Below are 25,858 nucleotides of genomic sequence, written 5' to 3'. Positions count from 1 at the left end.
ACCCCTTAACCAACTGGATTCACGGGCGGAATCCCTCGGGCATTTGCGCAACAAAGCTCTACGCAGGAACCTTCACGCGGGCAGGCGCCAATACCGAATTGCATCTGATTGATGAGCGAATGGTGGGAAGGATGCCCACTGCGCTCACTTTTGCCGAGGCTGCGGCGCTACCCCTGACGAGCCTGACCGCCTGGCAGCTTCTTTTCGACCGATTGAGTGTGAGGCCAGGAAAGCCGGTCAATGCGCCATCCTTGCTGGTCGTGGGCGGGGCTGGAGGCGTGGGTTCTATTCTTATTCAGTTGGCGCGCCGATTGACCGGGCTGACCGTTATCGCCACCGCATCTCGCCCTGAAAGCCGCGAATGGTGCCTAAAAATGGGCGCGCATCACGTTATCGACCACAGCTTGCCGATGCCGGAACAGGTTACGGCGCTTGGCTGTGCGCCGGTCGGGTATGTCGCATCCTTGAACCATACTGCTCGGCACATGCTTGCACTGGTGCAAATCATCGCTCCGCACGGGAAAATTGGCGTGATTGACGATCACGACACGCTTGATGCCGTTCCGCTGAAAGCCAAAAGCGTTTCGCTGCACTGGGAGATGGTCTTCACGCACGCGCTGTTCCACACCACTGACCTGATTGGCCAGCATCGTATCCTGAACGAAATCGCTGCATTGGTCGATGCGGGGGTTCTCCGCTCTACAATGACGCGGGACCTTTCGCCCTTTGACCCAAAAACTCTCGAGGAAGCGCACCGCATGGTCGCAGGCGGGGCCGAGGTTGGTAAAGTCGTTATGAGTAGACAGGCATTGTAGGCTCAATAACGAGTTGGAACCAGTGTCGGAAAACACATGTTTTCCGTAGAGGGGGCACGTAATTCCGCCAGAAACACGTCACGCACGCCGCTTCTTGGCATGCGCATGGAGGCGACTGTACGGAAAACCCCGACGGATCGAAAATGTGTTGGAAACCCTGTGCAGAGATGTTTTCGGATCTGTCCCATCGGCAGCTATCTCACTCACGCTTCTTTAAACGCGACAGTCGTCTACCGGCCCATACCAACCTGCGCGTTGAATGTCTCACAGAGGATTTCCAAGGCGGTGAAAATCTGAATCTATGGGGTTGTGACTTTGGAGTGTGGCATCATGGGTTTACCGATCGGCTTGCGGGAAGATTTTGACGAGGCGGCGCTGTGACGACTGTCGCGGACGACGAAGAGCGCGAACTAGGCGCAGCGGTTGTTGGCATTGGCCGAGACTTACGACGGAGTTCGGCGGCTCGGATCGGCGGAATGGCAGCCGAAAGAGACGGAAACATGAATCAAGTCTCAATGGTAATCTAAACGCACCCCAAGCCACTTCTCAGTGGCAATCAACAACTGGGCTTCACCGCCATGCCCTGAAGTCGATGATAGTCTAGGCGTTCCTGCAATCCCGAAGGCTTGCCCAGGTGGGGCGGAGAAAAAGAATCCTCGGTCCGCCTCCCCAACCTACTCTGCCAGCAGTGCGGCGGGCCATCCTTGACCGCCTGTCTCGCTCACCGCCGCAGCCTTGCCCTCACTGCGGGTGAGGTCTCGAACGATCTACCGGCAAAGTTCTGCAATTGCGATTATGGCGGCGCTAAATTTCGCTTTGCGGTCACGCGGAGGCCGAGAAGCCGCGCGGTACAATGTCGACGGGAAGATGCGCGACCCCGACGTGATGGTACGGCTTACGCACGACACTGCCGCTGATTTCGAACCTGTCCGTGCGGCGGAGCAGTTCTTCCAGGACGACGCGAAGTTCCATGCGCGCCATCGGCGCTCCGAGGCAGGTATGGATGCCGTACCCGAATGCCAGGTGGCGATTGGGCTTGCGATCAAGACGGCACTCCTCAGGCTGATCGAAGACCGCTTCGTCACGGTTGCCCGAGCCCCACAGCATGGCGATCCGATCGCCCGCCTTGATCGGGCGATCCCCGATTTCGGTGTCCTTCGTGGCCCAGCGAGGCAATTCCTGAACGGGAGATTCCCAGCGCAGCAGTTCTTCGACGGCGACCGGAATCCGCGCGGGCTCCGCGCGCAGCATATCCTGTGCCTCGGGATGGGAGGCCAGATAGAGCATGCAATTGCCCAGCGCGTTCGTGGTGGAGTTGTGGCCTGCCGAAATCAGAATTCGCAGGACACCTGCGACAAGCGCCTCATCGAGGGGCTGGCCGTCCTGCCGCACCTCGAGGAGGGCACTCGCGATGTCGCTGTCCGGGCTGCGTGGACGAAGCTTGCGGTCGTCGACGATGGTGCGGACATGGGCCAGCAGGTGTTCATGCGCGGCCACGGCCCGGGCCTTGACTTCGGGATCATCGGAAAGGCCGCCGAGTTGCTCTTCGGCCCACTGCTTGATCTGCATCCAGTTCTCCGGCTCGATGCCGAGCAGGATGCACAGGGCAAAGACGGGCAGCGGGTAGGCAATCTCGCGGGCAAGGTCACCGCCGCGCGCCGCGACGACGGGATCGATCAGTGCAATCGCTTTCTCCCGCACGGACGGTTCCATGGCCCGGATCCGGCTCGGCAGCCAGAAGCGTTGCAGCACGCGGCGAAAGACAGTGTGTTCGGGCGGGTCCACCTCGAGTGGGGGAAGGCGCGCTCCGAAGCGAGGATCCCCGCCGCTGCTGAAGGTCGCAGGGTCGCTGGCCACGGCCTTCAGATCCGCATAGCGCAGGACCGTATAGACGCCCCCGTAATGGTCCGAGCGGGCAACCGGGCAACCCGCGCGCACCGCCGCCATCTGCTCCATCCGCGCATCCATGTCGGTATGGGCCATGGGATACCAATCGGCCTTTACGTGGTCCATTTTGCAGCTCCTTGCTCTTTCGGCAGGGGTACAAGGCTAAGGTTTCGCCGCATAACCGTCCGTACCGATTGCGGTCACACAGTTTGCCTATGACGGGACTTTTCCGTCCCGTTCGTGCGCGCTGCCGATCAACGCGATGCGCTCGACGATCATGGGAATATGCTCTCCGGCCGTGTCCGGCCTCCAGCATCCCATGAAGGTGCGTTCCAGCAGCTCGCCGGGCAGATCCGTAGCCGACAGCTCCTCCCGGATCGCGCCCGACGGCACGGCACTGCTGGACAGCAGCGTCACACCCAGATCGGCGCGCACGGCGTCGATGACCAGAGGCATGGCATCGACTTCGGCAATCACGTTGGGCTCCAGGCCATGGCGTGCGAACCAGGCGGAAAGAACATTACGCACGGCGTTGGGCGCGCGCGTGACGATCCAGGGAAGCGCGGCCAGATCGCGGGGAGCCTCCGGATCGATGGCGCGCCCGCGCGCAGACAGGATGTACAGACGATCGCGGAACACGGCGCGGGACTGGAGCTGCGCACTTGCCAGCGAGGTCGGCAGGACGGCGATATCGAGCAGCCCGCGTTCCAGCTGATCGCGAAGCGCATGGCCTGCCGCTTCGATGATCTGGGGGCGAAGCGATGGCATGTCCTTGTGAACCATGCGTAGCAACGCAAGGCCCAGCGTCGGCATGGCGCTGGGGACAAGGCCGATCGTGACCACCTGGGACCTCATCGTGTCACCAACATCGCGTTCGAGACTGGCGACATCGCGGACGATACGCCTGGCCCTTTCGTAGAGCCTCAGTCCTGCCGGGGTTGGTGTCACGCCCGAGCGGGAGCGGAAAAACAGGGTCGACCTGAGTTCGTGTTCGAGAACCCCCAGCTGCTGGCTGAGGGCAGGTTGGGCCATGCCAAGTTCGCGGGCGGCAGCGGTGATGCTGCGGCTTTCGACGATCTTGATGAAGTAGTTGAGCCTGCGTGTTTCCATAGGGCGCTCCCTGGGGCCCAGCCACGTCGGAAAAGCCCGCCTAGAAGACGGCTTCGATCTCGACCCGGCGCTGCGATTGGGCGGGCAGGGTGTCCGCCCCCTCCACGTCGATCGGGACGCTCGACGTCTTCCAGTGGACCTCGACCGGCAGATCGGGGATGAAGCGCGCGAAGGTCAGCGCAACAGCTTCGGCGCGCTCCTGCGCGACTTCGGGGCGTTCGCGCAAGGGGACACCCGAAACACGGACCGGATCGCTCGCGGCGTAGCCGGTAATGATCAATTTGCGCGGCTTTGCCGCACGTATCCAGGTGACCGCCTTGTCGATGAGATAGTCGTCGTACTGGTAGACGATGAACGCCTTGTCGAACTCGTAGAAGGTATAGAACGTCGTCGGGCCATAGGGCCCCGCAGGTACCTCGCGGGCGACACCAAGGGGCTTGATGTTGCGCGGCGGCAGCGAATAGGGGCGGCCCGGGAATCCTTCGGCGGGCAGCATGTGGCGCGGACAGGGCGTGTCGAGCACCGATGTCCTGACCGGTTCGAGCACCTTGCTTCCCCCGCACGGTGCCGGCGCCGCCTCGGACACGCGCCCCTCGACCAGGACCTGGCGGCTCCAGTCGGGCTTGTAGGGCGATTGGGTGACGTCGAAACGCCGTCCCGTCTCGAGCTCGTCGGCCAGCCAACAGCCGGACTTGCGGCCCGCATCGGTGTCCCTGTAGATGGGGCAGGTGACGAAACGTACCAGCTCGCCAGCCTCCTGGGCCTGCGCCGACAGCGGGGCTGCGCACAGCAGCAGCGAACTCACGAGCTTCTTCATAGCATGCTCATCAGGTTGACGAGGTCCTGCTTTTCCTGCTCGGTGTACCCGATATTGTAACGCCGCTCGTAATAGTCGACGACGCCGCGCAGGTCGCTGGCAAGACCGTTGGAAAAATAGGGTGCTCTGGCCGAGAGCCCCCGCATCGACTGCAAGGTGATCTTGCCGACGTCGGCACAGCGCCCGGTGGTGAGCGCAAATCCCGGATCGTAGGTGTAGATCGTGCGCCCATAATAGGGGTGGGGCTGCTTCTGGCAGGTGATGCGGAACAGCGGCAGGTCGTCCCAGGGGTCGGCAAACGGCAGGGTTGTCGTGCCCAGGTCCACCTGTCCCGGAGCCACGTCGTTCCCCATGCGGGTCATGTTGTGGCAGAACACGCAGCTGTTGCGCACGGGATTGCCGAACCCCATGGGGCTGTTGATCCCGGCCGAGTCGGTGATCAGGAACATCTTCTCCCGGAACACCCGCGCCCCGCGCGCGACCGAGCGGCGAAAGGCGATCTGTTCGGGCGTGAGGCGCGCGATCGTTTCGTCCGACATGTCTTCCCAAGCCTCGAACTCGCTCCAGACCGGGGTGCCGATGCTGCCTAGCGCTCCCGGCTCGGAGTCGCGCAGGACCGCGGGTCCCCCATCGCGCCATCCGCGTTGCCCGCACCGCCCTTGCCGCTCTGCTGCGCCGTGAAGACGCTCAGCTCGAAGGCGCGGATGCGCGCACGCTCGTCAGGTGAGAGGCGCTTGAGAAAGGCCAGGTGGGTCTGAGCGGCATCCTCCATCTGCAGGCGCAGGCTCCCGGCGCGGTTGTCGGCCATGATGTTTCCCGACATCGGCTCCCCGGTATCGGGATCGAGCGGCAACGCGACACCCTGCTTGGGATCGAACGGGAAGCCGACCGCAAGCAGGTACTTCATGTTCGAAACCGGGCGCGGGCGACGATAGACCGAGATATTGCCCGCTTCCGGGCCATAGCCCGGTGCGCTGTTGCAGCCATTGGGATCGCGAACCACCTCGATCGTGAAATCGGGTTTTACCGTGCGTCCGTTCCATTCGGTAACGGGCCACTTGCGCTGAATGCGGATCAGGCCCCGCTCCAGCAGGAGCGAATGCGAGGCCTTCGCGTCCTGCGGCAGGATCGGGCAATTGGAACCGTCATGTGCGGCAAAGAGCGGATCGGTGCCGCCCGTGGCGTCCCAGCGTTCCTGCGCCGTTTGTGCCGAGAGGCTCATCGAATCGGCTGGTTGATGGCAGGTAACGCAGGCGCGGCCGGAGGGGCCGATCGGTTCGAAGAAGGGATGCCCGCGCGTCTCGAGCGCGCCGCCCGCCAGTTCGATGCGCAAGACCCCGTTGTCATTCGGGTAATCCAGCGTCGCCGGGAAAACCCGGCCATCGCCCGGGGACCACCAGCGTTCGGGGGCGGGGTCGCTGGCCAGTGCGGCCGCTGCCGCAATCCCTGCCGACAGGGCAAGAACTCCGTAACGCAGCACGCGCCCCGCGTTTCGCGACCGTGGCGTGTGAGCCGGTTCATTCATACGCGCACATGTCCCTTGTGCCTGGTGGTGGATGGGTGATCCGCCCGTCGTGGCGACGCGCAGGAACGGGCCAAGGCGCGGAAGGGGGCTTCCCCTTCCGCGCGCCGGTTGCGTCAGCCTCCGAATTCGGCCTTGAGCCGCACACCAAAGGTGCGCGGTGCGCCGTACATGAAGCCCCCGTCCGCGCTCGACGCGTTCTGGATCTGGGTGGCGATGTAGGTTTCATCGGTCAGGTTCTGGACGAAGCCCTCGATCGTGTAGCGATCCGACACCGATACCGTGACACGCGCATCGAACACATCGCGCGCAGGCATGATGGTATAGAAGCTGCGGAACGGCGTCGCCAGCTGTTCGCCCGTGTGGGACCATTGCAGACGGGGCGTCACCGCGACATCGTCGCTGACGTAGAGCGTATACTGCACGCCGCCGTTGAGCGTCCACTCGGGCGAGTACGGCAGCACGTCGCCTTCGGGCACGAAGCGGTTGCCTGGGCTGCATTGCACGCTGGGAAGCTGGCTGTTGGTGTCGTTGAGGCAGGTATCTTCGGAGAACTGTGCGTCGAGATAGGAGCCGCCGAAATTGATGTCGAGCCCGCCGAAGGTGGCCTGTGCTTCCAGCTCCACGCCCCAGGATTCGCCCTGACCGGCGTTCTGGGTCAGCGGCAACCCGCCCTCAAGGCTGGCCAGCTGGATGTCCTTGTACTGGGAATAGAAGATGTCCCCGTTCAGGCGCAGATGGCGATTGAACAGTTCGGTCTTGGCGCCCAGTTCGTAGACGAAGTTCGTCTCGGGCTGATAGTTGGGTGAATCGGTGGGGGTGTTGGCGCCGCCCGCCTTGTAGCCCTTGGCTGCGGACAGATAGACCAGCGCATCGCCGAGGTGGTAGTTGAGCGCGGCCTTGCCGGTCCATTCCTGCGACGTGGCGATCGCGATGTTGGGACCCACCACCGGCGGCCCTGGAATGGACAGACGGTTGTGGACCTGGCGATCCCACGAATAGCGGCCGCCCAGGACCACTTCGAGCGCATCGGTCACGAAGTAGTTTGCCTGCCCGAAGAGCGACTTGGACGTGGACTTGGTGCGTTCCTGGATCGTGCTGTCGGACGCTACGAAATCAACCGTGTGATGGTTGTCGCGGAAGAGATCCACCCCGCTGTCGTTGTCGAGATAGAACCCGCCGACGACCCACTGGAAGGGGCCACTGTCGGTCGAGAGCAGATTGATTTCGTAGATCGAGGTGTCGATCTCGGTGCGTCCGCGTGAAACGCGGCCCGGGTAGAGCGCCCGGTTGGCACTGTTCGCGGGAAGGCCGGCCGGAACCGGCAGGGCGGTTGACGTGCGATCACCGTCGGTCTGGTCGTTGGTGACGCCGTGCTGGCGCGAGATGACACCGCGCACCTGGACGGTGTCGGTCACGTCGAACCGCGCCTCGGCCGACATGCGATAGCCTTCCTGATTGATGTAGGAGATCGCGTCTTCCTCGATCACGAACGGATCGTCGGTGACCGTGTCAAAGCGATTCTTGATCGCATTGCCATCCGATCGGGCATCGAAGTATTCGCCGCGCAGATTGACGGTCAGGCGGTCGTCGAGCCCGCGCATGCGCAGCGAGATGCGCGCCGCGTCGGTGTTGAAGTTGCCGGGCTGGCTCGGCGAAGGGCCGATGTTGTCGGTGAAGCTGTCACGCTCGTCATGGACCGCAGCGATGCGCAGCGCGACATCCTCGCCCCCGAAGTTCAGCGCGGCAACCCCGCGCCGCGCGTCGTAATTGCCCAGCGTCATGTCGAGTGAGCCGCTGACCATGTCGAATTCGGGCTCGGGGGTGCGGATCATGATCGCGCCGCCGGTCGAATTCTGGCCAGCCAGCGTGCCCTGCGGGCCACGCAGGACCTCGATCGCCGCGACATCGTAGAAGGCGAAGCCGATGAACTTGTCGTTCGGGATAAGGACGCCGTCGAGGTAGTAGGCCACGCCCGAACTGGTGGTTGGGGCCGAACGGTTCGCGCCGACGCCGCGGATGTTGACGAAGGTCTGGCGGCCGTACGTGTTGATCGTCACCGCAGGCGCGACCTGCTGCAGGTCGTTGACGCTGCGAACACCGCGTTCGTCGAGGGTCTCACCGGTCAGGACCGTAGCCGAGATCGGCACGTCCTGCAGGTTCTGGGTGCGCCTCTCGGCGGTGACGATGATCGCCTCGAGCCCGTCGTCGCGCTGTGGACGCGCGGCACTCGCATCGTCCTGCGCCAGGGCGGTGGTGGAAACGCCAGCCGCAAGGACGGCGGACAGGGCAATGCAGAACTTCTTGGCCATGGCCTCGATCTCTCCCGATTTATTGTTTGGTCCCGCATATCAATGAATGAAAGCCCTTGCAAAGATTTTATGCAAGGGCTTTCATCATTGTGCCTGCGACGGCGGGCAGATCGCGAAGGCAAAGGCACCGACCAGCGCCATGGCCACCGCCAGCGGCTCGGGTCCCGGCGCGCCAACCGCTGTAAAGAGCACCGGCCCAACCCCGCTCAGCAGCATCTGGAAGGCGCCCAGAAGGCTGATTGTCGTCGCGCTGTGGCCGGCATGGATCTGCATGGCCGCAGCCATCGCCGAGGGACCCGCAATCCCGGCGCCCACCGTCACCACCACCATCGGCGCCACAAACAGGAGCCATGGCATCTCGTCCGCGCGGATCAGGGTTAGAAGCAGCAGCAGTGCCGTGCCGCCCGCGACGGCGGCAAGGCCGATTCGCAGGGGCGGCGTGCGACGTTCGATCGGGCCCACGAGGAAAGTGCCGCTCACCCCGCCCAGCGCGATCAGGAGAAAGCAAAGGCCGGTTTCGACTTCGCCAAGCCCCCAATGTTCGATCAGCAGGAAGGGGCCGACCGAAAGGAACAGATAGAGCGTGCAGCTGCCCGAGGCGAGCGCGAGCGCGAGGCGCAGGAAGCGCCGATTGCCCAGAATTGCCCGGTAGCGACCAGACAGCTGCGCAAGGGCTCCGTAGGTGCTCGGCGTGGCGCGCCCGTCCCGACCGCCAGCGCTCCCGGTATCGGGCAGCGCCGATCGGCACAGGGCGAGAGTCGTGCCCCCGGCAACAGCGAGAAGGACGAAGATCATCCGCCAACCCAGTGTTCCCGCGATAAGGCCGCCAAGCACCGGGGCAAGCGCGGGCGAGAGCAGCACGATGCTCATGAGGTTCGCCTGGCGACGGGCGGCCTCTTCCTTGCCGAAACTTTCGCCCACAATCACGCGCGAGGTCAGCAGGCCAGCCGCTGCGCCGAGCGCCTGGACGCTGCGGGCTGCCAGGAGGACCGTGATCGAAGGGCTGAGCGCGCCAAGCGCCGAGGCCAGTGTGAAGAGTCCGAGCCCGCCCAGCAGCACTGGCCTGCGTCCGATCCCGTCGGCAAGAGGGCCTGCCAGCAATTGCCCGACCGCGATGCCGAACAGGTAGAAGGCGATGACCTGCCGGGCAGGACCCGGGCCCGTCGCGAGATCGCTCGCGAGGGCCGGGAGTGCGGGGACCACCATGTGGGTCGCCAACGAGCCCAGGGCACTGATCGTCGCGAGCAGCGCGATCAGGTGTCCGGCTTTGCGCGCAGGCATGGCGCTCAGGTGGCCGAGCGGCGCAGCGTGCCTTCGCCCTGTGCACGGGCGAGCAGGCACAGCAGCGCGCAGGCCACGGCCATCGCGAACAGCAGCAGCGTCGGCGGCAGGTAGGACCCCGTCTGGTCGCGCAACCAGCCCATGGCCGTTGGCACCGTGGCGCCCGCAAGACTGCCCACCACATTGATCATCACGATGCCCATCGCCAGGCTTCCCATCGGCAGGATGCGGGTCGGAATGGCCCAGAAGGGCGCCACCGTGCAGCCGGTGCAGGCACCGCCGATGACGAGCGCGACGAGCCCCGGGATGCCGGGCCCCAGAAGGTAGGCGCAGATGAGCCCCGTGCCTCCGAGGAGGGCGGGAATGCCCACGTGCAGGAAGCGTTCCTGCGTGCGGTCGGAATGGCGCGCGTTGAGATAGAGGCCGAGCGCGCCGCCCGCCCAGGGCAGGGCGACGATCAGACCGGTCTCGCGCGGACCCAGGCCCGACATGCCTTCGACGATCTGGGGAAGCCAGAACATGACGCCATAATTGCTGGCCAGGATGCAGAACCAGATCAGCGCGCAGATCCAGCCGACCGGCGACCTGAGTGCGGCCCAGCGCTCAGGATCGTGCGCGCCCTTTTCGGGCTTGCGCGCGCCGCGCACGTTCGTGGCGAGCCAGGTGCGTTCGGTCTCGTTCAGCCAGCGGGCGTGGCGCGGCGTGTCGGGGAAGTAGAACCATGCGAAGACGCCCAGTGCCACGGCCGGAAGACCCTCGACCAGGAACATGAAGCGCCAGCCCTCCATGCCGAGGGGATTGTCCACGCCGAGCAGATAGCCCGAGAGCGGCGCGCCGATGACTTGCGCGATCGAGATCGACATTATCGGCAGGGCCAGGATCGAGGCGCGGTACCGCTCGCTCGCCCAGCCACTGAGGTAGATCATCAGTCCCGAGGACAGGCCGCCTTCGGTAAAGCCCACGCAGACACGCAGCGCATAGAGTTCCCATTCGTTGGCGATCGCCGCCATCGCGCAGGCACACAGCCCCCACGCCAGCGTGATCATGCAGAGCCAGCGGCGCAGTCCCACCGCTTCATAGAGGAGGACGCTGGGGTACTTCGCGGCGAGATAGCCGACGAACAGGACGCCGGCGCCAAATCCGTACTGCGTGCTCGACAATCCCAGCGCGGAATTCATCTGCAGCGCCGCAAAGCCGACGTTCGCGCGGTCCATCGCCCCCATCAGGACGAACAGCGCGCAAGGGAGGACGAGGCGCCAGAGCACCTTGCGCCCGATCGAAGTTTCCAAGGCCGTGTCGTGCATATTATCTCTCCCTGACGAGGGGGCTAGCATAGCCAAAATGGAAATGAAAGCGCTTGCAAAGATTAGGGCGCTGCCCTACCGATCAGCTGTGAGCGCATGACCGGGGCGGGCGGGCCCGGATCCCCGCGCGCCGAAGATCCCCCCAATGGAGAGGCCGAGCAGAGCCATGACCGATCAGCAGCAACTTCGTGACTTCGATCCGGACCTCCCTGAGGATTTCGACAGCGCCCACCGCGACTACGCCCGCCTTCGCGCGGAATGCCCGGTCGCCCACACCGATCGGCTGGGCGGATTCTGGGCCCTGACACGCTACGACGATGTCGCGGCAGCGGCCAGCGATCCGCGCACCTTCACCACGGCCGTCCAGAACGTCGTGCCCAAGGTCGCCTTCACCGGACGGCGTCCTCCGCTGCACCTTGACCCGCCCGACCACACGCCGTTCCGCAAGGCGCTCAACCCGCTTCTCTCGCTCGAACGCTCGGAGGCGCTGGCGCCGCGCACGCGGACCATCTCGCGCGAGCTGCTGGCGCCGATGCTGGCGGCAGGCGGGGGCGATATCTGCGCCGAGTTCTCAAGCTATCTGCCGGTCTACGTCTTCGGGGACTGGATGCGGGTACCCGAGGAATGGCTCGACACGCTGCATGATTCGGGGCGCGCCTTCATCCTTGCGGTGCATTCGACCCGGCCCGAGGCGATGAAGGAAACCAGCCTGGCGCTCTACGACATGGCCCGTGCGCTCATCGCCGATCGCAAGGCCAATCCGCAGGACCCCGACATCGACCCGACCAGCGCGCTGCTGGCCGCGCGCCACAACGGTGAACCGCTTGATGACGAGTTGATCGTAGGCACGGTGCGCCAGGTCCTCGTGGTGGGCATGGTTGCGCCGATGGTGATGGTCGGCAACATCGCGGTGCACCTCTCGCGTGACCGCGAATTGCAGTCTTTGCTGCGCGCCGAGCCAGAACGGATCCCGGCCGCCATCGAGGAATTCCTGCGCCTCTACTCCCCCTACCGTGGCTTTGCGCGCACGCCGACCCGCGATGTGGAGATCCGCGGCTGCCCGATCGCCAGAGACGAGCCGGTCGCGCTGCTCTACGCCTCGGCGAATCGCGACGAGGACATCTTCCCCGAGGGCGACCGGTTCGTGCTCGATCGTCCCAACATTTCCGATCACCTGGCGTTCGGGCGTGGGCCGCACAACTGTCCGGGTCTGCATATCGGGCGCATGGAACTGCGCGTGGCTCTGGAGGAACTCTTGGCGGCAACCACGGGCTTCGCGGTCTGCGGCGATATCGTGCCCACGCGCTGGCCGGAGATTGGCGCACTGGCGGTGCCGCTGCGCTTCGAATAGCTCTTGGAGGGCCACTGGGCGATTGCCCTTCGCGGCGTGATTGGGCAATAGCAATGGCCATGGCCGACGATATCGCCACTTCCTCCTCGCAGGATCGCGCTCCCACGCTCGACGACGTTGCCGCGCTTGCCGGCGTGTCCGCCGCCACCGTCAGCCGCTTCTTCAGCAATCCCAAGATCGTGGCCAAGGCCACGGGGGAGCGTATCCGCGCGGCCGTGAGCGACACGGGCTATATTCCCAATGCTCTGGCCGGCGGCCTTGCCTCCAAGCGCAGCCGAATGGTCGCGGTTCTCATTCCGCATCTGACCGATTCGATCTTCAACGACACGATCGAGTTGATGACCGAGGAACTGACCGCGAGCGGCTCGAACGTCATGCTCGGGCTGACCGGTGTTTCGGTGATGCGCACGCACGATCTCATCCGGGGCGCGCTGGCGCGTCGGGTCGATGCCATCATCTCGACAGGGCCTCTCAACGCCGAGAGCATTGCGCTCGTCACGCGCAGCCGCACCCTTTTCATCCAGGTCTGGGAACTACCCGAGGCACCTGTTGGCACCGCCATCGGCTTTTCGCATAGCGATGCCGGGCGTGACATGGCGCGGTTTCTGGCCTCACGAGGGTATCGCCGTCCCTTTCTCGTCACGGCCGACGGTGCACGCGCGCGGCTGCGCCGGGACAGTTTCGTGCAGGAATGGAATGCGCTTGGCGGCGAAGCGCCGCAGGAAACCCTGGTCGATATCCCCTCGCGCTTCGGTCATGCGCGCCGTGCCTTTGCCGAGATGCGACGGCTTTCGCTCCGTCCGGACGTCGTCGTGTGCGGTTCGGACTACCTGGCGCAGGGCATCCTGATCGAAGCCCAGCATGCGGGACTTTCGGTCCCGGAGGATTTGGCGGTCATGGGTTTTGGCAACAGCCTGCTCGCGGGCGAAATGCGCCCGACGATCACGACGGTCGACGTCGATGGCTCGCGCATCGCCCGCGAAGTCCTGGCGGTCTTGCGCAAGCACGGCGAAGATCCGACGTTCGAACATCAGTCCGTCGACGTCGGTTTTCGCATTATCGCCCGCGAAAGCGCCTGAGTGCCTAAACCGTGCTTGTGGATTGCCACTGAGAAGTGACCCAGGTGCCGTTTCCGGCATGGGAACTGCATTGCGGGGATCCGGGAGGCGGCCTGGGGCGGGCAGGGGGCCCGTCCCAGGCCGCTTCGCACACCGGCCCCACGCCACTTCAGCACGAACGGCGTGGGGCCGGGACGATGCCAGCTCCCGGGATCAGAACGCGTAGTCGAGACGCACGCCTACGGTACGGGCGCTTCGCCCGAGAAGTACTGCTGGTAGCTTCCCGCCGGTGCGAAGGTCATCGTGTGAATGCGCGCCACGAACTGCTTGTCGAACAGGTTGCGAGCATAGACCGAGAGCTTGATCGAGCCATCATCATTGCCCACGCCCAGGTTCGCATTGACCAGGCCATAGCCATCGACCCGCGAATTGGGGTTGCCCGCCTGGCCGAAGGTGGAGGAGCGGTAGTAGTAGTTCGCGTTGGCGAAGAGCCGCAGGTTATCGGTCAGAAGCGGAGTATAGGCCCCGGTGATGTTCAGCGTGGTGTCGGGCGCGTGGATCGAGGGGAACCCGTCCACGTTCATGCCCGTGCCGCCCAGCGCGCCGCACTCACCGATCCCGGCGTTGTCGACCACGGGCTGACCCGAGTAGCACGGGGCGATGAAGTCCTCGTACTCGGTCGGCGCGTAGGAGATGTTGCCAGCAAGACGCAAGTCAGGCGTGGGTTGCAGGGTCAGCCCCAGTTCGAAGCCCTTGGTGATCACACCCGGGGCATTCGAAAGCACCGAACGGGCCACGTTGTCATCGCCGATCTCAACCACGGTCGACTGGAAGTTCTTGAACTTCGAGTAGAAGGCGGTGGCGTTGACCGTCAGCAGACGGTCAAGGAGCTGGGCGCGCACGCCCGCCTCGAAGCTGTCGACCGTTTCCGCATCGACCATCCGAAGCGTACCGCCCGAGGTGCCTACGGCAGGCGCCTTGTAGCCGCGCGCGTAGGTCCCGTAGAACATGAGGTCCGGTGTGGCTTCGTACTTCAGCGTGACCTTGCCCGAAAGGTTGGTCTTCTTGTTGCGGCCCGACGTGGCCGGTGCGGGCGTACCTTCGAAGTTGTAGCGGATGTCCTCGGACGGGAAGTAGCCGCCGAACACGTTGTCATGGGTAAGGCGCAGGCCCCCGGTCAGGGTCAGGCGATCGGTAAAGTGGAAGTTCGCCTCACCAAAAGCGGCATAGCTGCGCATATGCGCTTCGTAGTTCGACATGGCGCCGTTGAAGCTGAAGTAGGTGTCTTCCGGGTAGTCACGCCCGCGCTTGCCCGCCGAACGCTCGATCGCGTCGGTCTTCTGATCCCAGAAGAAGGCGCCCACGACGTAGTCGACGAACCCGCCAAGCGGCGAGTTGACGCGGACTTCCTGACTGAACTGATGCGCCCAGAGTTCGGAGTTGTTGATGTCGTAGAAGTCGCTCTGGGTGTAGTCCTGGTCAAACCACGATCCGGTGTTCGATTCCGAATAGGCCGTGATCGAGGTGAGCGTGTAGTCCCCCAGGTCCAGCTTCATGTTGGCCTGGATGTCCTTCTGCTTGATGAACACCTCGTTGCGGCCGTTCTGGGCGTACTGGTCGTTGTCGGGCCCGGGAACGATGCCGTATTCATCGAGCAGGGCATCGAAGTCCATGTTGAAGTCGGCATCGGGGTTGGTCGGCCAGCCGTTGGACGTGTCGCCGTTGATGTTGCGGATCGTGGCAAGACCGCCGATGCCGCCGTCGGTGTGATCCTGGATCGCGCCGATCACGTAGAGCTCGAAGTTGTCGGTGGGCTGCCACAGCACCTTGCCGCGCAGGGCGTAGTCGCGATAGTCGCCACCGCTTTCCCCGTCATAGAGGTTGGTGAGGTAGCCGTCCTGGCGCTGGTAGACGCCGGTGACGCGCGCGGCCAGCGTGTCGGAGATCGGGATGTTGACGGTGTTGTCGATGCGGATCTCGTTGCGCTCACCATAGCGCAGGCTGCCACTGGTTTCGGCCACGTTGAATTCCGGGCGCTTGGTCTGGACATAGACCACGCCCGCCGAGGCGTTCTTGCCGAACAGCGTGCCCTGCGGGCCCTTCATGACCTCGACGTGGTCGATGTCGCCGAAGGTGTTGAAGCCCAGGCTGCGCGGCTGGCCCTGCACCACATCGTCGATCACCACGCCCACGGCGCGCTCAAGGCTGTAGTCGAAGCCCTGCGTACCGATGCCGCGGATCAGGAAGCCGGCGCCAAGCTGCACGTTGTAGCTGAGGCCGGGCACCGAATACTGCAATTCGCTGGGCGACTTGTAGCCCGCGTTGGCAAGGTCTTCGGCCGAGATCGCGGTGATCGAGACCGCGGTGTCCTGCAGCGTCGTCTCGCGCCGGGTGCCGGTGACGATGATGTCGCCCGCACGGGCCTCAGGAGCCGACGGAGATGCGCTGTTGCTCTGGCCCAGCGCCCCAGTCGAAATGGCCAGCGACGTGCAGATTGCGAAAATGGAAGCAGATGTTTTCATATTGCCCTCGTGAAGTGTCCCCAGTGATGGTGCAGCTCCGCCTCAAGCCAGAGCTACATTTTTGTTTTTCTTGTTTTTATTGAACCTCGCCCAAAACTTTACGGGCCGTCGGTCACGGTGTCGGACCGCGGCGCAATTCCATGCGGAACCCTTGCGGATAGAGCGGGTCGACGCTGTCGGACGGCACATCGCCACGCTGCGCGGCCACCGCCGCATCCGAGCGCGGCAGTTCCACCGGCAGCTTGCCTTCAGGGCGTGCGCGCCCGGTCACGATGTCGAGGAAGGCCGCGTCGGTGATGCCGTAATTGCCCATCAGCGCGTCCACCATCGGCTGAACCGGGGTCAGCACCGCCGGACGATCAAGATAGACGTCCGCGATGATCGCAATCCCGGCCGCGTGCGCCTTCGCCACGGCCTCGTATCCCGGATCGCCGGGCCCCATGGTCAGGGGGCCCTCATGCGCGGACGAGCCGAAGAAATAGTCCGGATGACTGGTGAAGGGCGCAGCCAGACGCAGCAACGCAACGTCGGCCTGTTCGGGGGCCTCCACGGGCGTGAAGCCCGCCAAGCGCGCTGCGTCGGCGTCCACGCCCACCAGCCAGGCGCGCCGCGCCGAAGCCGGTGCAAGTGGCAGGATACCGCCCTTGTTCTCCAGCAGCACGACCGAACGATGTTGCGCGTCGAGCGCCAGCGCACGCGCGTCGTCCGTCCCTACCTGCTGTGCCGAGGCTTCGGCATCGACGTAGGCGTTCTCGAACAGGCCCAACTGGAACATGACCTTGGCAATACGGCGTGCGGAGCGATCGATGCGGGTCTCGTCCAGCGCGCCGCTGCGCACCAGATCGACCACGACGTCGGTTTCCATCACTCCGCCGAACTGGTCGATCCCCGCTTCGATCCCCTTGGCGAAGCGTTCGGGCACGGTGAGATCCTCGACGCCCCAGGCATGCCCAGCTTGTCGACATCAAACGTGCCCTTGAGACAGGCATCGGGGCAGTCCGCAGTGATCAGCCAGTCGCTCATCACGAAGCCTTCGAAACCATGCTGGCCACGCAGGCTTTCGTCCAAAAGTTGCCGGTTGAAACCGACCCCGACCGGCTCGACTGGCGTGCCGTTCACGGTGAGCCCGGGGGCGGGCAGCGAATAGGTCGGCATGACCGCAGCCGAACGCACCTTGAAGGCGCCCTCGAAGGCGGCGAGGTGCTGCGCCAGGGTGGCGTCGGTCAGCTTCATGTACTTGCCGTAAGGATTGTGCGAATCGAGGCCGTCGACTTGTGCGCCATAGCCGCCCCAGTGCTTGACCACCGTCGCGACGCCTCCGCGCTGCAGGCCGTCAGGCCCACCCTGGAACCCTTCGATATAGGCCTGCACCATCGGTGCGACCTGCTCGGGCCGATCCCCGAAGGTGGCGTTGCCCCGAAACCAGCGCGGCTCGGTGAACAGGTCGGCCTGCGGCGAAAGCGCCATGCGAATGCCGATCGCCTTGTACTCGCGCGCGGCAATGCGGGAGAGATCGCGGATGAGATCCAGGTCGCCGATGGCCGAAAGGCCCAGCGCCTCAGGCCAGCGGGTGAAGGCCTTGGGCGCGACGCTGACGCCCAGCACTTCGCGCAAGGTGTTGCGGCTGTCGCTGCTGAAGACGAGGGGCACGCCAAGGCGCGTGCCCTCGGCGATTTCCTGGGCCGCGTTCGTCAGCTGCGCCATCTCCTTCACATCACCGCTCATGCGATGGATGAAGAAGCGGATATCGTCGGCCTCGATGGCCGCGCGCATGCCTTCCACGTCCCAGTTGCCCCGGAAACTGCCATCGGCGGTGGGCGGCGTACCGTGCATCATCAGCCCGGCCTTTTCGCGCAAGGTCATGCGCGCCACCAGATCGCGGGCGCGTTCCTCGGCGGAGAGACGCCAATCCTCGTAAGGCTGGAGGCGCCCATCGCCGGAAAGGTCGTGAAAGCTTTGCCCATCCACCGTGATCACAGGCTTGCTGCGCGCTGCGATCTGGGGTTGTGAGGAGGAACCATGCGCGGACGCCAGCGCTCCTGTCGCCAGGGCCAGGCTCGACAGCCCGACGGTCAGCCGCGGCCAGAGACGCGCGGCCATCACGCCGCCCCTTCCGGCACGGGGCCTTCGGCACCCTCGGCGCCCTCGCTAAAGCCGCGTGGATAACGGCCCAGCGTGAAATTGATGGCGACGGCCGCGGCCAGCAGGCCGATCGAGAGGTAGATTACGATCTCGTAGTTGCCAAAGCGATCGTAAAGCGCCCCGTATGCCGCAGGCGCAAAGCCCGCGCCCATGCCGAAGGCGGCGTACTGCATCCCGTAAAGCTCGCTGAAGTGGCGCTGGCCGAAATAGCGCGCGGTCATGAAGGCGACGAGGTCGAACTCCGCGCCGGCGACAAGCCCTAGCGTGACAACGCTTGCCACCATGATCGAGCCCGTCAGTCCCGGATTGGACAGCAGCACCAGTGCGGCCATAGCCGGGATCACGAGAATTGCGCAGACCACCGGCGCCCAGAGCCGGTCGAGCAGGAAACCCGACAAGATGCGACCGCCGGTCACGCTGAGCGCCAGCGCGGCAAGCGCGGACGAGGCCGCCGCGCTCGACACACCCCGGTCCGTCAACAGCGGGAACAGATTGGGCAGCAGTCCCGAGATACCGAAGGCCAGCATGAGCGAGCCAAGCGCGATCGCCCAGAAACGGTAGCTGCGCAGGGCTGTGGCCACTTCGAGGCCCGCGTTTTCCGCGGCGCGCGCCGCCGCCGGGCGATCGTCGCCCACATCGGGTTCACGCAGCCAGGCGATGAGAATCGGTACGGCAATCAGCAGCGGCATCGCCGCCAGCCCGACATAGCCTCCACGCCAGCCAAAGCGCTCGATCATGCCGGTGAGGACGAAGGGAAAGACCGCGCCGGCAAGGCCGGTGCAGGCGAGCGAAAGGCCGAGCGCGAGACCCCGTGCCTCGATAAACCAGCCGTTGATGACCTTGAGGTAGGTCATCGGCAAGGTGCCCAGCGCGACGACCGCCATGATGCCCCAGCCAATGTAGAAACCGACAAGCGAGGTCCCGATCAGCGCGATAAGCAGCTGACCCAGGGCCAGCGCGATGGTCGAGGTGATGGCAACCTTGCGCGGGCCGACCTTGTCCACCAGCCGACCGACATAGCGCCCCAGCAGGAGCAGAGCGACGGGGACCAGCATGAGCACGCCCAGGATATCGCCGCGTCCCCAGCCGAATTCGGCTTCCAGCGCCTTGGCCATGATCCCCGAGGAATAGGGCGGGATCGGCGAGAGACCCAGCCCCATGCCAAGAGCAGACGCCACCAGGGGTTTCCAGGCGCGTCTGAATTCGTCGAAACCGCTCGTGCCGGTGCCTTGGCGTGTCATGTCGTTTACCCTGCGCTTCTCATTCATCGCGCACCTCATCGGATGCGTTCTGTCGCCAAGGAGGCTATCAAGCTGGGGAAGCAAGGCGAGGGCGGCTCGGGGGAAACTCCGGATGGCGGAACGGGATACCCTGAACCACAGACTGAAATTGCGGCTTGAGCTCCTCTTGCCGAAATCCGTTTCGGGCGTGCAAGACGACAAACGGGCGGTCCCGTCCGCCGGAACCGCCCGTTTGCACTTGTCGCCAGACCGCGAGACGCGGTGGCTCAAAGGTTGAGTGGCCCTCCGAAATTGACGTAGACCAGCGCGTCGTTGTGGCAGGAAAGAGCGTTGATCGGGGTTTCAGGAGGGTAGAAGAAGTACGCTCGGCGGGGCTCGATACGCGCCCCATCAACGCCCACGCTCCCCTCCATGACAAACATTTCGAGGTAATGCGGGAGACGCCTGATCTGCGAGCTCCAGCCCGCCGAAAGCCGGACTATGGCCGAGCCCTCGCCGTGCTCGGGGTGACGGCTCAACAGGCGCACTTTCGCCTCGCTCTCCAGGAAAGAGCCTGCCGCAAGATTGGTCAGCACGTCCTCATGATCGAGTGCAACGGCCGCGCGCGCCGGGTTCGCCCCTTCAACAAGGTAGAGGTCGTCGTGCTCGGGTTCTTCCACGAAGTTGAAATCCAGATCGCGCCCCACTCGGGAGAGAAAGGTCGACTCGGTCCGGATGGCGCTGGCAAAGCCATGGACCGTCTGGGGCGGGTGGAAGACATACGTGCCCTTTTCCACCCAGCGGCGCGAATCAAAGCTGAAGCAGCCCGAGATCCCGATGATCTCTTCGTACGTGTGGTGGTAGTGCGCGGTCTGCGGCGGCGTGTAGCCATCCTCGGGGACGAGCTTCTGGAGCGCGGTGCGTGCGCCGGTCTCGGTGTCGCGGCTCAGCAGTCGGGAATAGAGACCCGCCGGGCCAAGCGGCTCCCAGGCCAGTTCATCCACGGCAAGATCGACAATGTGCGGCCTCATGGTGTTCGCCTCCCTGGCACCGAATAGGCCCTGCAGATGGAAGCTCCGGCCGCCTCAAGGCAACGCGCCGCGTCCTCCCCTTTCGCATGGCGGATGCTCAGGCCCGCTCTCCCCGCAAAGCCTCGCACTGGGGCTTAGTCCCCTACGGGACCGGGCATTTCCCCCGCCGCGAGGTTCGCGCGAATGGTGCGCGAAACCTCCTGGATCGGCGCGAGGTAGCGCTCGACCGCCGCGTCGACCGACAGGCCGGCGGCAAAGAAGACGACCGCCAGCGCACCAATGAGCTCCTCGCCATCGAAGATCGGCACCGCGACCGCGGACGTCTTGCCCGGATTGGCCGAGTACCAGGACTTCTCGACCGTGGCGTAGCGTCGGCGCGAATGCGCCGGGTGGCCGCGCCGGACTGGAACTGCTCGAGCATGTACTGGCCATAGGCTTCTTCCAGTTCGGCGGCGCTGTCGATCAGTCGGGCACGGGTCAGCTCATCGGTGTAGGCGACATAGACCTGTCCGGAAGCCGACGCGAGAATCGGCACCTGCCAGCCAGGATAGTAGTTGTTGTAGGTAAGCGTGGTCTGCGCGGCCGTGTGGTAGCGCACCACCATCCGGTTGCCCACGCGGGTCACGATGGACAGTGGCCAGTGATGCAGGTGCGTGAAATCGGACATCACCGTGCGTGCGGCATTCACCAGGCGATCATGGTTCTGAAAGCCACAGGCCAGTGTCTGGATGAGCGCGGTGGGACGATACTTGCGGCGCTCCCGCTCCCGTTCGACCAACCCTTCCTCGATCAGGGTGTTGATGATGCGAAAGGCGGTGGGCATCGGCACGTTCGCCGCCTTGGCAATTTCAGACAGCCCCAGAGAACCATAGCGATTGATGGCCTGAATGACATGAATCGAGCGCGATAACGAGCGTATCGTGTCCTTTTCGCCGCGCGGTCGCGCCTCGCCGAGGTCATGGTGGGACTGTGTCATCTTGTTGCGAACCCTTTGCCGGGTCTTGGTGCCCGCACCGTGATGCTAGGAATCGCCCCGTGTTCCTGTCAAGCAGGCATCCGCGATACGGAAGTATGCGCGGCCGTTGCTTCCCCCGGCCTACTCCCCGGTGCCATTTCCCCGGCTTCGCGAGGTCGGAACTCCCGACCTGATGTGAGCGGGAGTTCAATACACCATGAAGAAATGCGAAGTCCTGGTCGTCGGGGCCGGGCCGGTCGGGACCACCTGTGCCTCGCGCCTTGCGGCGATGGGCCTGGATGTCATGATCATCGAGGCCGAGGCCACCAGCACCCACGATCTCCGGGCTACCACGATCCATGCCTCCACGCTGGAGATGCTGGACGAGATCGACGCCGCACAGCCGCTGATCGACATTGGTCTGAAGGCTCCGGTCTACCAGATGCGCGATCGCCGCACGGGCGAGAAGCTGCTTTTCGACCTGGGCGAACTGGCCGATTTCACGCGCTTTCCCTTCCGCCTTCAGTGCGAGCAGTACAACATGGCACGGCTGCTGAGCGAGCGGCTTGACGCGCTTCCCAACGTGGACCTGCGCTTCAACTGCCGCTTCATCTCGGCCCACGAGACAGGCGAGGGGGTCATCGCGACGCTGGAGCAGGGCGGCGAGACGATTGAAGTCGAAGCCCGCTTCGTGGTGGGCGCGGACGGATCGCGTTCGGCGGTGCGCAAGCAGATCGGCACGGGCTTTGACGGCTTTACCTACGAGGAGAAGTTCGTCTCGATGTCGACGACCTTCCCGATCAACGAGGTCATCACTGATCTCAGCTACGTCAACTACATCTCCGACCCGGAAGAATGGCTGGTTCTGCTCAAGGTGCCCAGTGTCTGGCGCGTGCTGGTGCCCGCGGACGGCAACCTCAGCGACGAGGACCTCATCAGCGATGCCAACCGCGACGCGGTGTTCCGCCGCATCGTCGGGCACGGCAACGTGGAGACGACCCACCGCACGATCTACCGGGTCCACCAGCGCGTTGCGCAGGAGTTCGTGAAGGGGCGCATGATCATCATCGGCGATGCCGCCCACCTCAACAACCCATTGGGCGGCTTTGGCATGAACTCGGGTATCCACGATGGCTGGAACCTGGCTGACAAGCTGTGGCAGATCCTGCGCAAGGACGCCGGACGCGAGGCGCTCGACCTGTTCGAACGGCAGCGCCAGGCCGTTACCCGCTCGGTGATCCAGGCCCAGACCATCGAGAACATGGAGAACATGGGCCGCGCCGAAGGCGAGATCCTCGAGGCCAAGCGTGCCAAGATGCGCGCGGTTCACGCAGATCCGGACGCGCGGCGCGCATTCCTCATGCGTCAGTCGCTCTTTGCCAGCCTTGAGCAGGAAAAAGAGATCACCTGACCCGCGCGGCGCCGGGCCATGCCCACCCGGCGCCCGACAGCGGTTCAGACCGCGTTCGCCCGCGCCAGCGCGCCCAGCACATGGGCGCTCGGCTTGGGGGTGCGCGCAAAGCTGGTACGGTCCACATCGCACAGCCCGTAGCGCGGCCCATAGCCGTGGAACCACTCGTAATTGTCGAGCAGGGACCAGTGCAGATAGCCCTTGAGCGGGATTCCCTCCTGCATCACGCCATACAGCGCGCGCAGTGCAGCCGGAATGAAGGCCGCGCGCTGCGCATCGTCATCGGTTGCCACGCCATGTTCGGTCACGAAGACCGGGCGCGGGCAGCGTGAATAGGCATAGCGCACCGCACCGGCGAGGGAGGCGGCGTAGATTTCCGAGCCGCTGGAATTGACGATCGCGTCGTCGGGGATCGGAACCTTGCCGTCGGGCCCCCAGACCGCGCGGTAATAGTTCTGTACGCCCAGGAAATCGTCGTCGCGCGCCGCCTCCAGCCAGGGATCGTAGAGTTCACGTCGCATCGAATCACGCAAGGGCTCGCCGCCGGCGATAGCCTGATCGTCATTGATGGCCAGGCTCACTCCGACCGGCAGATCACCGCGCACAGACTTGATCGCGGCGCGCCCGGCCTTGTGCCCGGCAATGAGATTGGCCTGCACCACATGGCGGTCGGGCACGTAGATCGGATTTCCGGCCAGGAACAGATCTACACCCAAGCGCCGGGCAACCGCCTCGCTCATCGCCTTGTCGGGGCCCATCAGCTGCTTGCCCCGGCCGCCGGGCAGGGCGACTTCGAGCATGCCGACAAGATTGGGCTCATTGAGCGTGGTCGCGACTGCCATGCCATCGGCCAGATGCCGCGCGGCCATCTCGCAGAAACGGGCGAAGAGATCGACCGCCTCGGGGCTGCTCCAGCCGCCGTTGGCCGCAAACCAGATTGGCGTCGTGAAGTGGTTGAAGGTCACGACCGGCGTGATGCCGCGAGCATGGCAGCCTTCGATGATGCGCTTGTAATGGTCGAGCATGGCGACCGAAAATTGCCCCCGCGCAGGCTCGATCCGCGCCCATTCAAGGCTGAAGCGGTAGGTGTCGAGGCCCAGCGTGGCGACAAGATCCAGATCACGCGGCCAGAGCTGGAAGCTGTTTGCCGCATCGCCGGACACCTCGGTGAACGTCGTGGGATCGGCATGTTCGAGCGCCCAGGTATCGGAATTCGTATTGTTGCCTTCCACCTGGTAGGCGGCCGTTGCCGCGCCCCACAGGAACCCCTCGGGAAAGACGCGTCTGGAGGCTGCAGAAACCCGACCAACGGTACCGGGGACCAGCCCGGCCAAGGCTCCTGTCAAAAGCGTACGTCGTTTCAAGTGCATGGGCGGCCTTCCGGGAGCTGTCGTTATCAGGTCCTTGCGACATGCCCCTAAGCGCCCGAAAGACAAAACACGCCTGCCTTGCCTTTCCGCCATGCGGCAGTTTGAAACGCTACGAGGGCTGCGGCCGCATCGAAGATGCGTGTAAGCCTCACCTACTGCATGGCGAGCCAGAATGATTGCTCTCAACCGAGCAGACGGGGCCGGTTCTCCCGCCATGAAATTGTTCGCTCAAGTCGGCGGTTTGGCAGGGCGAACTGGAAGTGATGGAGCAGCGATCACCCGCGCAGCCTGGTCGAAGTGAAAATGCATGGCTTCAAGCTGCTGGGGGAACGGATCACGGCACGAGACTTCGATCGTCAGGTCGTGCGCCGAAATCTTCGGGCGGTGGCATGTTGGCGGGGGCTTTCGCAAGGCGGGGCCGATGTTACGGCATGGATCGCTTTCACAGCGCCCCGGTCCTCGATCCGGCGGATCGCCGCAAGGATTTTACGCGGACGGATGTGGGCGATGTTGTATTTGCCAATGACGGGGAAGATGTCGCTTTCGAGCCTTCGGGTGACGAGATCGGCATATCGCGGCGTCCAGGCGAGTGCGCGTGTCTCCGGCCGCATCGGAGCGCTTGTAGGTTGACCCTGTCTCGGATTTGCCCCCGGCCAGAACGAGAGATCCGGCGCTTCATCGGCCGGGTTTAACCCCGGCCGATGAAGCAAATTCGGCAGGCGTCATGAACCCCAGAGATGTGTGAGGTCGGCTTTCGTTGAAGTCCGTCCGACTAGCAGAACGTCCGCACTTGGAGACTGAAGATCGGCGGCCGAACGACCAAGAAGGGTCGTCACCGGAGCGTTGCGAATTCTAGCCCGAACCGGGTGAGGTACTTGCGCAAGCGGTCGGCGTCGTTGGTGCTGGCACGGCGTTCGCGGGAGGCGGCGAAGAGGCGGCGGCCGGCTTCGGAGAGGGAGGGGCTTTCGTGACAGACCCGTGCGACGTAGGCGAGCTGTACGCGGTCGAAGGGGTCGATCTCAGCCAGTTGCCCGGCGCTCAGGACCGTTTCGAGCCCATCACTGCGCTCCCCGCCGCCGGACCAGAGGCGCTGAAGGCGGGCCACTTCTCTGTCAACCGTCGCCACGTCGATGCGGCCCTTGGGTCCGAAAGTCGCCATGCGGGTGACGCTGGCGGCGAGATCGCGGAAATTGCCGTTCCAGCTCGCGCGCGGTGACGTGGCGAAATTGAGAAAGCGAGCGCGCGCCTCCTTGTTGAAGGAGACGCGCATTCCCTCGCGTTCGGCATGGCGGTCAAGTTCGTAGTCGAGGTTGGGGGCGATGTCCTCGCGCCGCGCGGCGAGGCCGGGAAGCGCGAACGTCCACAAGTTGAGGCGGGCGTAGAGGTCTTCGCGAAAGGTGCCCTCGGCGACGCAGCGGCCAAGGTCGCGGTTGGTGCCGGCGATCAGCTGGAAGTCGCTGACCACTTCGGCGTCAGCGCCCATCGGCAGGAAGCGCCGGTCCTCGATCGCGCGCAGGATCATTGCCTGCTCGTCGAGCCCGAGTTCGCCGATCTCGTCGAGGAACAGTAAGCCGCCATCGGCGCTGCGCAGCAGGCCCGGGCGGTCGGCGGCCGCGCCGGTGAAGGCGCCCTTGCGATGCCCGAACAGCGCGGACATCGCACCGTCGCCGCGCAGGGTGGCGCAGTTGACCTCGACGAACGGCCCCGCGACCTGTCGCTTCACCTTCTTGAGATCATGGATGCGCCGGGC

At 64.7% G+C, this 25,858-nt stretch carries 21 protein-coding genes and 1 pseudogene; 5 read left to right on the top strand and 17 right to left on the bottom strand.

What is annotated here, in order from left to right; all coding sequences use genetic code 11:
* The coding region (locus tag MBENS4_RS05535) for a zinc-binding alcohol dehydrogenase family protein (RefSeq protein WP_199904342.1) at positions 1 to 815 on the top strand (815 nt) is incomplete at its 5' end.
* An 822-nt stretch (positions 816 to 1,637) separates the two neighbouring features.
* Here MBENS4_RS05535 and MBENS4_RS05530 read toward each other — a convergent pair.
* The 8 genes from MBENS4_RS05530 to MBENS4_RS05500 all read right to left on the bottom strand — a co-directional run bounded on the left by MBENS4_RS05530 (position 1,638) and on the right by MBENS4_RS05500 (position 11,048).
* Positions 1,638 to 2,828: a cytochrome P450 gene (locus MBENS4_RS05530; protein WP_039389318.1), complete on the bottom strand. Its 1,191-nt coding sequence runs from the start codon at positions 2,826 to 2,828 to the stop codon at positions 1,638 to 1,640.
* Between the two features lie 87 nt (positions 2,829 to 2,915).
* Positions 2,916 to 3,812 carry a LysR substrate-binding domain-containing protein gene (locus MBENS4_RS05525; protein ID WP_039389317.1) on the bottom strand — a complete coding sequence of 299 codons (897 nt, stop codon included), beginning with the start codon at positions 3,810 to 3,812 and terminating at the stop codon, positions 2,916 to 2,918.
* A 40-nt stretch (positions 3,813 to 3,852) separates the two neighbouring features.
* Entirely contained in the window at positions 3,853 to 4,629 is a 777-nt protein-coding gene (locus MBENS4_RS05520) for a hypothetical protein (protein ID WP_039389315.1), read from the bottom strand.
* Positions 4,626 to 5,168: a hypothetical protein gene (locus MBENS4_RS26465; protein ID WP_242404792.1), complete on the bottom strand. Its 543-nt coding sequence runs from the start codon at positions 5,166 to 5,168 to the stop codon at positions 4,626 to 4,628. Before MBENS4_RS26465 ends, MBENS4_RS05520 begins: the two co-directional genes overlap by 4 nt.
* A gap of 47 nt (positions 5,169 to 5,215) precedes the next feature.
* The gene (locus MBENS4_RS26460; protein ID WP_242404791.1) at positions 5,216 to 6,109 is read right to left on the bottom strand and encodes a hypothetical protein; all 894 of its coding nucleotides are present in this window, start codon (positions 6,107 to 6,109) and stop codon (positions 5,216 to 5,218) included.
* Positions 6,110 to 6,267: 158 nt separating this feature from the next.
* Complete coding sequence (locus MBENS4_RS05510) at positions 6,268 to 8,463, bottom strand: TonB-dependent receptor (protein ID WP_039389313.1); 2,196 nt, start codon at positions 8,461 to 8,463, stop codon at positions 6,268 to 6,270.
* Between the two features lie 84 nt (positions 8,464 to 8,547).
* Entirely contained in the window at positions 8,548 to 9,744 is a 1,197-nt protein-coding gene (locus MBENS4_RS05505; protein WP_039389311.1) for an MFS transporter, read from the bottom strand.
* A gap of 5 nt (positions 9,745 to 9,749) precedes the next feature.
* Positions 9,750 to 11,048 carry an MFS transporter gene (locus MBENS4_RS05500; RefSeq protein WP_039389309.1) on the bottom strand — a complete coding sequence of 433 codons (1,299 nt, stop codon included), beginning with the start codon at positions 11,046 to 11,048 and terminating at the stop codon, positions 9,750 to 9,752.
* Between the two features lie 166 nt (positions 11,049 to 11,214).
* Here MBENS4_RS05500 and MBENS4_RS05495 point away from each other — a divergent pair, with 166 nt between their 5' ends.
* The gene (locus tag MBENS4_RS05495; protein ID WP_039389307.1) at positions 11,215 to 12,399 is read left to right on the top strand and encodes a cytochrome P450; all 1,185 of its coding nucleotides are present in this window, start codon (positions 11,215 to 11,217) and stop codon (positions 12,397 to 12,399) included.
* A 53-nt stretch (positions 12,400 to 12,452) separates the two neighbouring features.
* Positions 12,453 to 13,478: a LacI family DNA-binding transcriptional regulator gene (locus MBENS4_RS05490; protein ID WP_052322019.1), complete on the top strand. Its 1,026-nt coding sequence runs from the start codon at positions 12,453 to 12,455 to the stop codon at positions 13,476 to 13,478.
* A 218-nt stretch (positions 13,479 to 13,696) separates the two neighbouring features.
* On the opposite strand, the gene MBENS4_RS05485 is transcribed toward MBENS4_RS05490, so the two are convergent.
* The 6 genes from MBENS4_RS05485 to MBENS4_RS24610 all read right to left on the bottom strand — a co-directional run bounded on the left by MBENS4_RS05485 (position 13,697) and on the right by MBENS4_RS24610 (position 21,348).
* Positions 13,697 to 15,979: a TonB-dependent receptor gene (locus MBENS4_RS05485; protein WP_039389305.1), complete on the bottom strand. Its 2,283-nt coding sequence runs from the start codon at positions 15,977 to 15,979 to the stop codon at positions 13,697 to 13,699.
* A 112-nt stretch (positions 15,980 to 16,091) separates the two neighbouring features.
* Positions 16,092 to 16,901 (bottom strand): hypothetical protein, encoded by an 810-nt coding sequence (locus MBENS4_RS25260; RefSeq protein WP_052322018.1) that lies wholly within the window; start codon positions 16,899 to 16,901, stop codon positions 16,092 to 16,094.
* Positions 16,844 to 18,079 (bottom strand): glycoside hydrolase family 3 N-terminal domain-containing protein, encoded by a 1,236-nt coding sequence (locus MBENS4_RS25255; protein WP_052322017.1) that lies wholly within the window; start codon positions 18,077 to 18,079, stop codon positions 16,844 to 16,846. The genes MBENS4_RS25260 and MBENS4_RS25255 overlap by 58 nt, the downstream gene beginning before the upstream one ends.
* On the bottom strand, positions 18,079 to 19,362 hold the full coding sequence (locus MBENS4_RS05475; protein WP_039389303.1) for an MFS transporter: 1,284 nt from the start codon (positions 19,360 to 19,362) through the stop codon (positions 18,079 to 18,081). The genes MBENS4_RS25255 and MBENS4_RS05475 overlap by 1 nt, the downstream gene beginning before the upstream one ends.
* A 266-nt stretch (positions 19,363 to 19,628) precedes the next feature.
* Complete coding sequence (locus MBENS4_RS05470) at positions 19,629 to 20,372, bottom strand: cupin domain-containing protein (protein ID WP_039389300.1); 744 nt, start codon at positions 20,370 to 20,372, stop codon at positions 19,629 to 19,631.
* Between the two features lie 142 nt (positions 20,373 to 20,514).
* Positions 20,515 to 21,348 (bottom strand): helix-turn-helix domain-containing protein, encoded by an 834-nt coding sequence (locus MBENS4_RS24610; RefSeq protein WP_084591962.1) that lies wholly within the window; start codon positions 21,346 to 21,348, stop codon positions 20,515 to 20,517.
* A gap of 196 nt (positions 21,349 to 21,544) precedes the next feature.
* Here MBENS4_RS24610 and MBENS4_RS05460 point away from each other — a divergent pair, with 196 nt between their 5' ends.
* Positions 21,545 to 22,738, top strand: coding sequence for an FAD-dependent oxidoreductase (locus tag MBENS4_RS05460; RefSeq protein WP_039389296.1), 1,194 nt, complete (start codon positions 21,545 to 21,547; stop codon positions 22,736 to 22,738).
* A gap of 44 nt (positions 22,739 to 22,782) precedes the next feature.
* Here the strand turns inward: MBENS4_RS05460 and MBENS4_RS05455 are convergent, their stop codons facing one another.
* Complete coding sequence (locus MBENS4_RS05455) at positions 22,783 to 24,108, bottom strand: family 1 glycosylhydrolase (protein WP_039389294.1); 1,326 nt, start codon at positions 24,106 to 24,108, stop codon at positions 22,783 to 22,785.
* Between the two features lie 189 nt (positions 24,109 to 24,297).
* Here MBENS4_RS05455 and MBENS4_RS25250 point away from each other — a divergent pair.
* Positions 24,298 to 24,492 (top strand): annotated as a pseudogene (locus MBENS4_RS25250) (IS5/IS1182 family transposase); the annotation flags it as partial.
* On the opposite strand, the gene MBENS4_RS27550 reads toward MBENS4_RS25250, so the two are convergent.
* Positions 24,465 to 24,719, bottom strand: coding sequence for a phage integrase central domain-containing protein (locus MBENS4_RS27550; RefSeq protein WP_445321504.1), 255 nt, complete (start codon positions 24,717 to 24,719; stop codon positions 24,465 to 24,467). The pseudogene MBENS4_RS25250 and the gene MBENS4_RS27550 sit on opposite strands and share 28 nt — an antisense overlap.
* A 221-nt stretch (positions 24,720 to 24,940) precedes the next feature.
* Positions 24,941 to 25,858 (bottom strand): sigma 54-interacting transcriptional regulator (locus tag MBENS4_RS05450; RefSeq protein ID WP_039389291.1); only part of this gene is annotated, 918 nt, incomplete at its 5' end.

This window comes from Novosphingobium sp. MBES04, assembly GCF_000813185.1.
Classification (GTDB): domain Bacteria; phylum Pseudomonadota; class Alphaproteobacteria; order Sphingomonadales; family Sphingomonadaceae; genus Novosphingobium; species Novosphingobium decolorationis.
This window is presented reverse-complemented; position numbering and strand designations above follow the sequence as displayed.

Bases quoted from the DNA above. Each gene is read 5' to 3' on its own strand.
- MBENS4_RS05530 (WP_039389318.1), bottom strand. From the start codon at position 2,828: ATGGACCACGTAAAGGCCGATTGGTATCCCATGGCCCATACCGACATG.
- MBENS4_RS05525 (WP_039389317.1), bottom strand. From the start codon at position 3,812: ATGGAAACACGCAGGCTCAACTACTTCATCAAGATCGTCGAAAGCCGC.
- MBENS4_RS05520 (WP_039389315.1), bottom strand. From the start codon at position 4,629: ATGAAGAAGCTCGTGAGTTCGCTGCTGCTGTGCGCAGCCCCGCTGTCG.
- MBENS4_RS26465 (WP_242404792.1), bottom strand. From the start codon at position 5,168: ATGTCGGACGAAACGATCGCGCGCCTCACGCCCGAACAGATCGCCTTT.
- MBENS4_RS05510 (WP_039389313.1), bottom strand. From the start codon at position 8,463: ATGGCCAAGAAGTTCTGCATTGCCCTGTCCGCCGTCCTTGCGGCTGGC.
- MBENS4_RS05505 (WP_039389311.1), bottom strand. From the start codon at position 9,744: ATGCCTGCGCGCAAAGCCGGACACCTGATCGCGCTGCTCGCGACGATC.
- MBENS4_RS05500 (WP_039389309.1), bottom strand. From the start codon at position 11,048: ATGCACGACACGGCCTTGGAAACTTCGATCGGGCGCAAGGTGCTCTGG.
- MBENS4_RS05495 (WP_039389307.1), top strand. From the start codon at position 11,215: ATGACCGATCAGCAGCAACTTCGTGACTTCGATCCGGACCTCCCTGAG.
- MBENS4_RS05490 (WP_052322019.1), top strand. From the start codon at position 12,453: ATGGCCATGGCCGACGATATCGCCACTTCCTCCTCGCAGGATCGCGCT.
- MBENS4_RS05485 (WP_039389305.1), bottom strand. From the start codon at position 15,979: ATGAAAACATCTGCTTCCATTTTCGCAATCTGCACGTCGCTGGCCATT.
- MBENS4_RS25255 (WP_052322017.1), bottom strand. From the start codon at position 18,079: ATGGCCGCGCGTCTCTGGCCGCGGCTGACCGTCGGGCTGTCGAGCCTG.
- MBENS4_RS05475 (WP_039389303.1), bottom strand. From the start codon at position 19,362: ATGACACGCCAAGGCACCGGCACGAGCGGTTTCGACGAATTCAGACGC.
- MBENS4_RS05470 (WP_039389300.1), bottom strand. From the start codon at position 20,372: ATGAGGCCGCACATTGTCGATCTTGCCGTGGATGAACTGGCCTGGGAG.
- MBENS4_RS24610 (WP_084591962.1), bottom strand. From the start codon at position 21,348: ATGACACAGTCCCACCATGACCTCGGCGAGGCGCGACCGCGCGGCGAA.
- MBENS4_RS05460 (WP_039389296.1), top strand. From the start codon at position 21,545: ATGAAGAAATGCGAAGTCCTGGTCGTCGGGGCCGGGCCGGTCGGGACC.
- MBENS4_RS05455 (WP_039389294.1), bottom strand. From the start codon at position 24,108: ATGCACTTGAAACGACGTACGCTTTTGACAGGAGCCTTGGCCGGGCTG.
- MBENS4_RS27550 (WP_445321504.1), bottom strand. From the start codon at position 24,719: ATGCGGCCGGAGACACGCGCACTCGCCTGGACGCCGCGATATGCCGAT.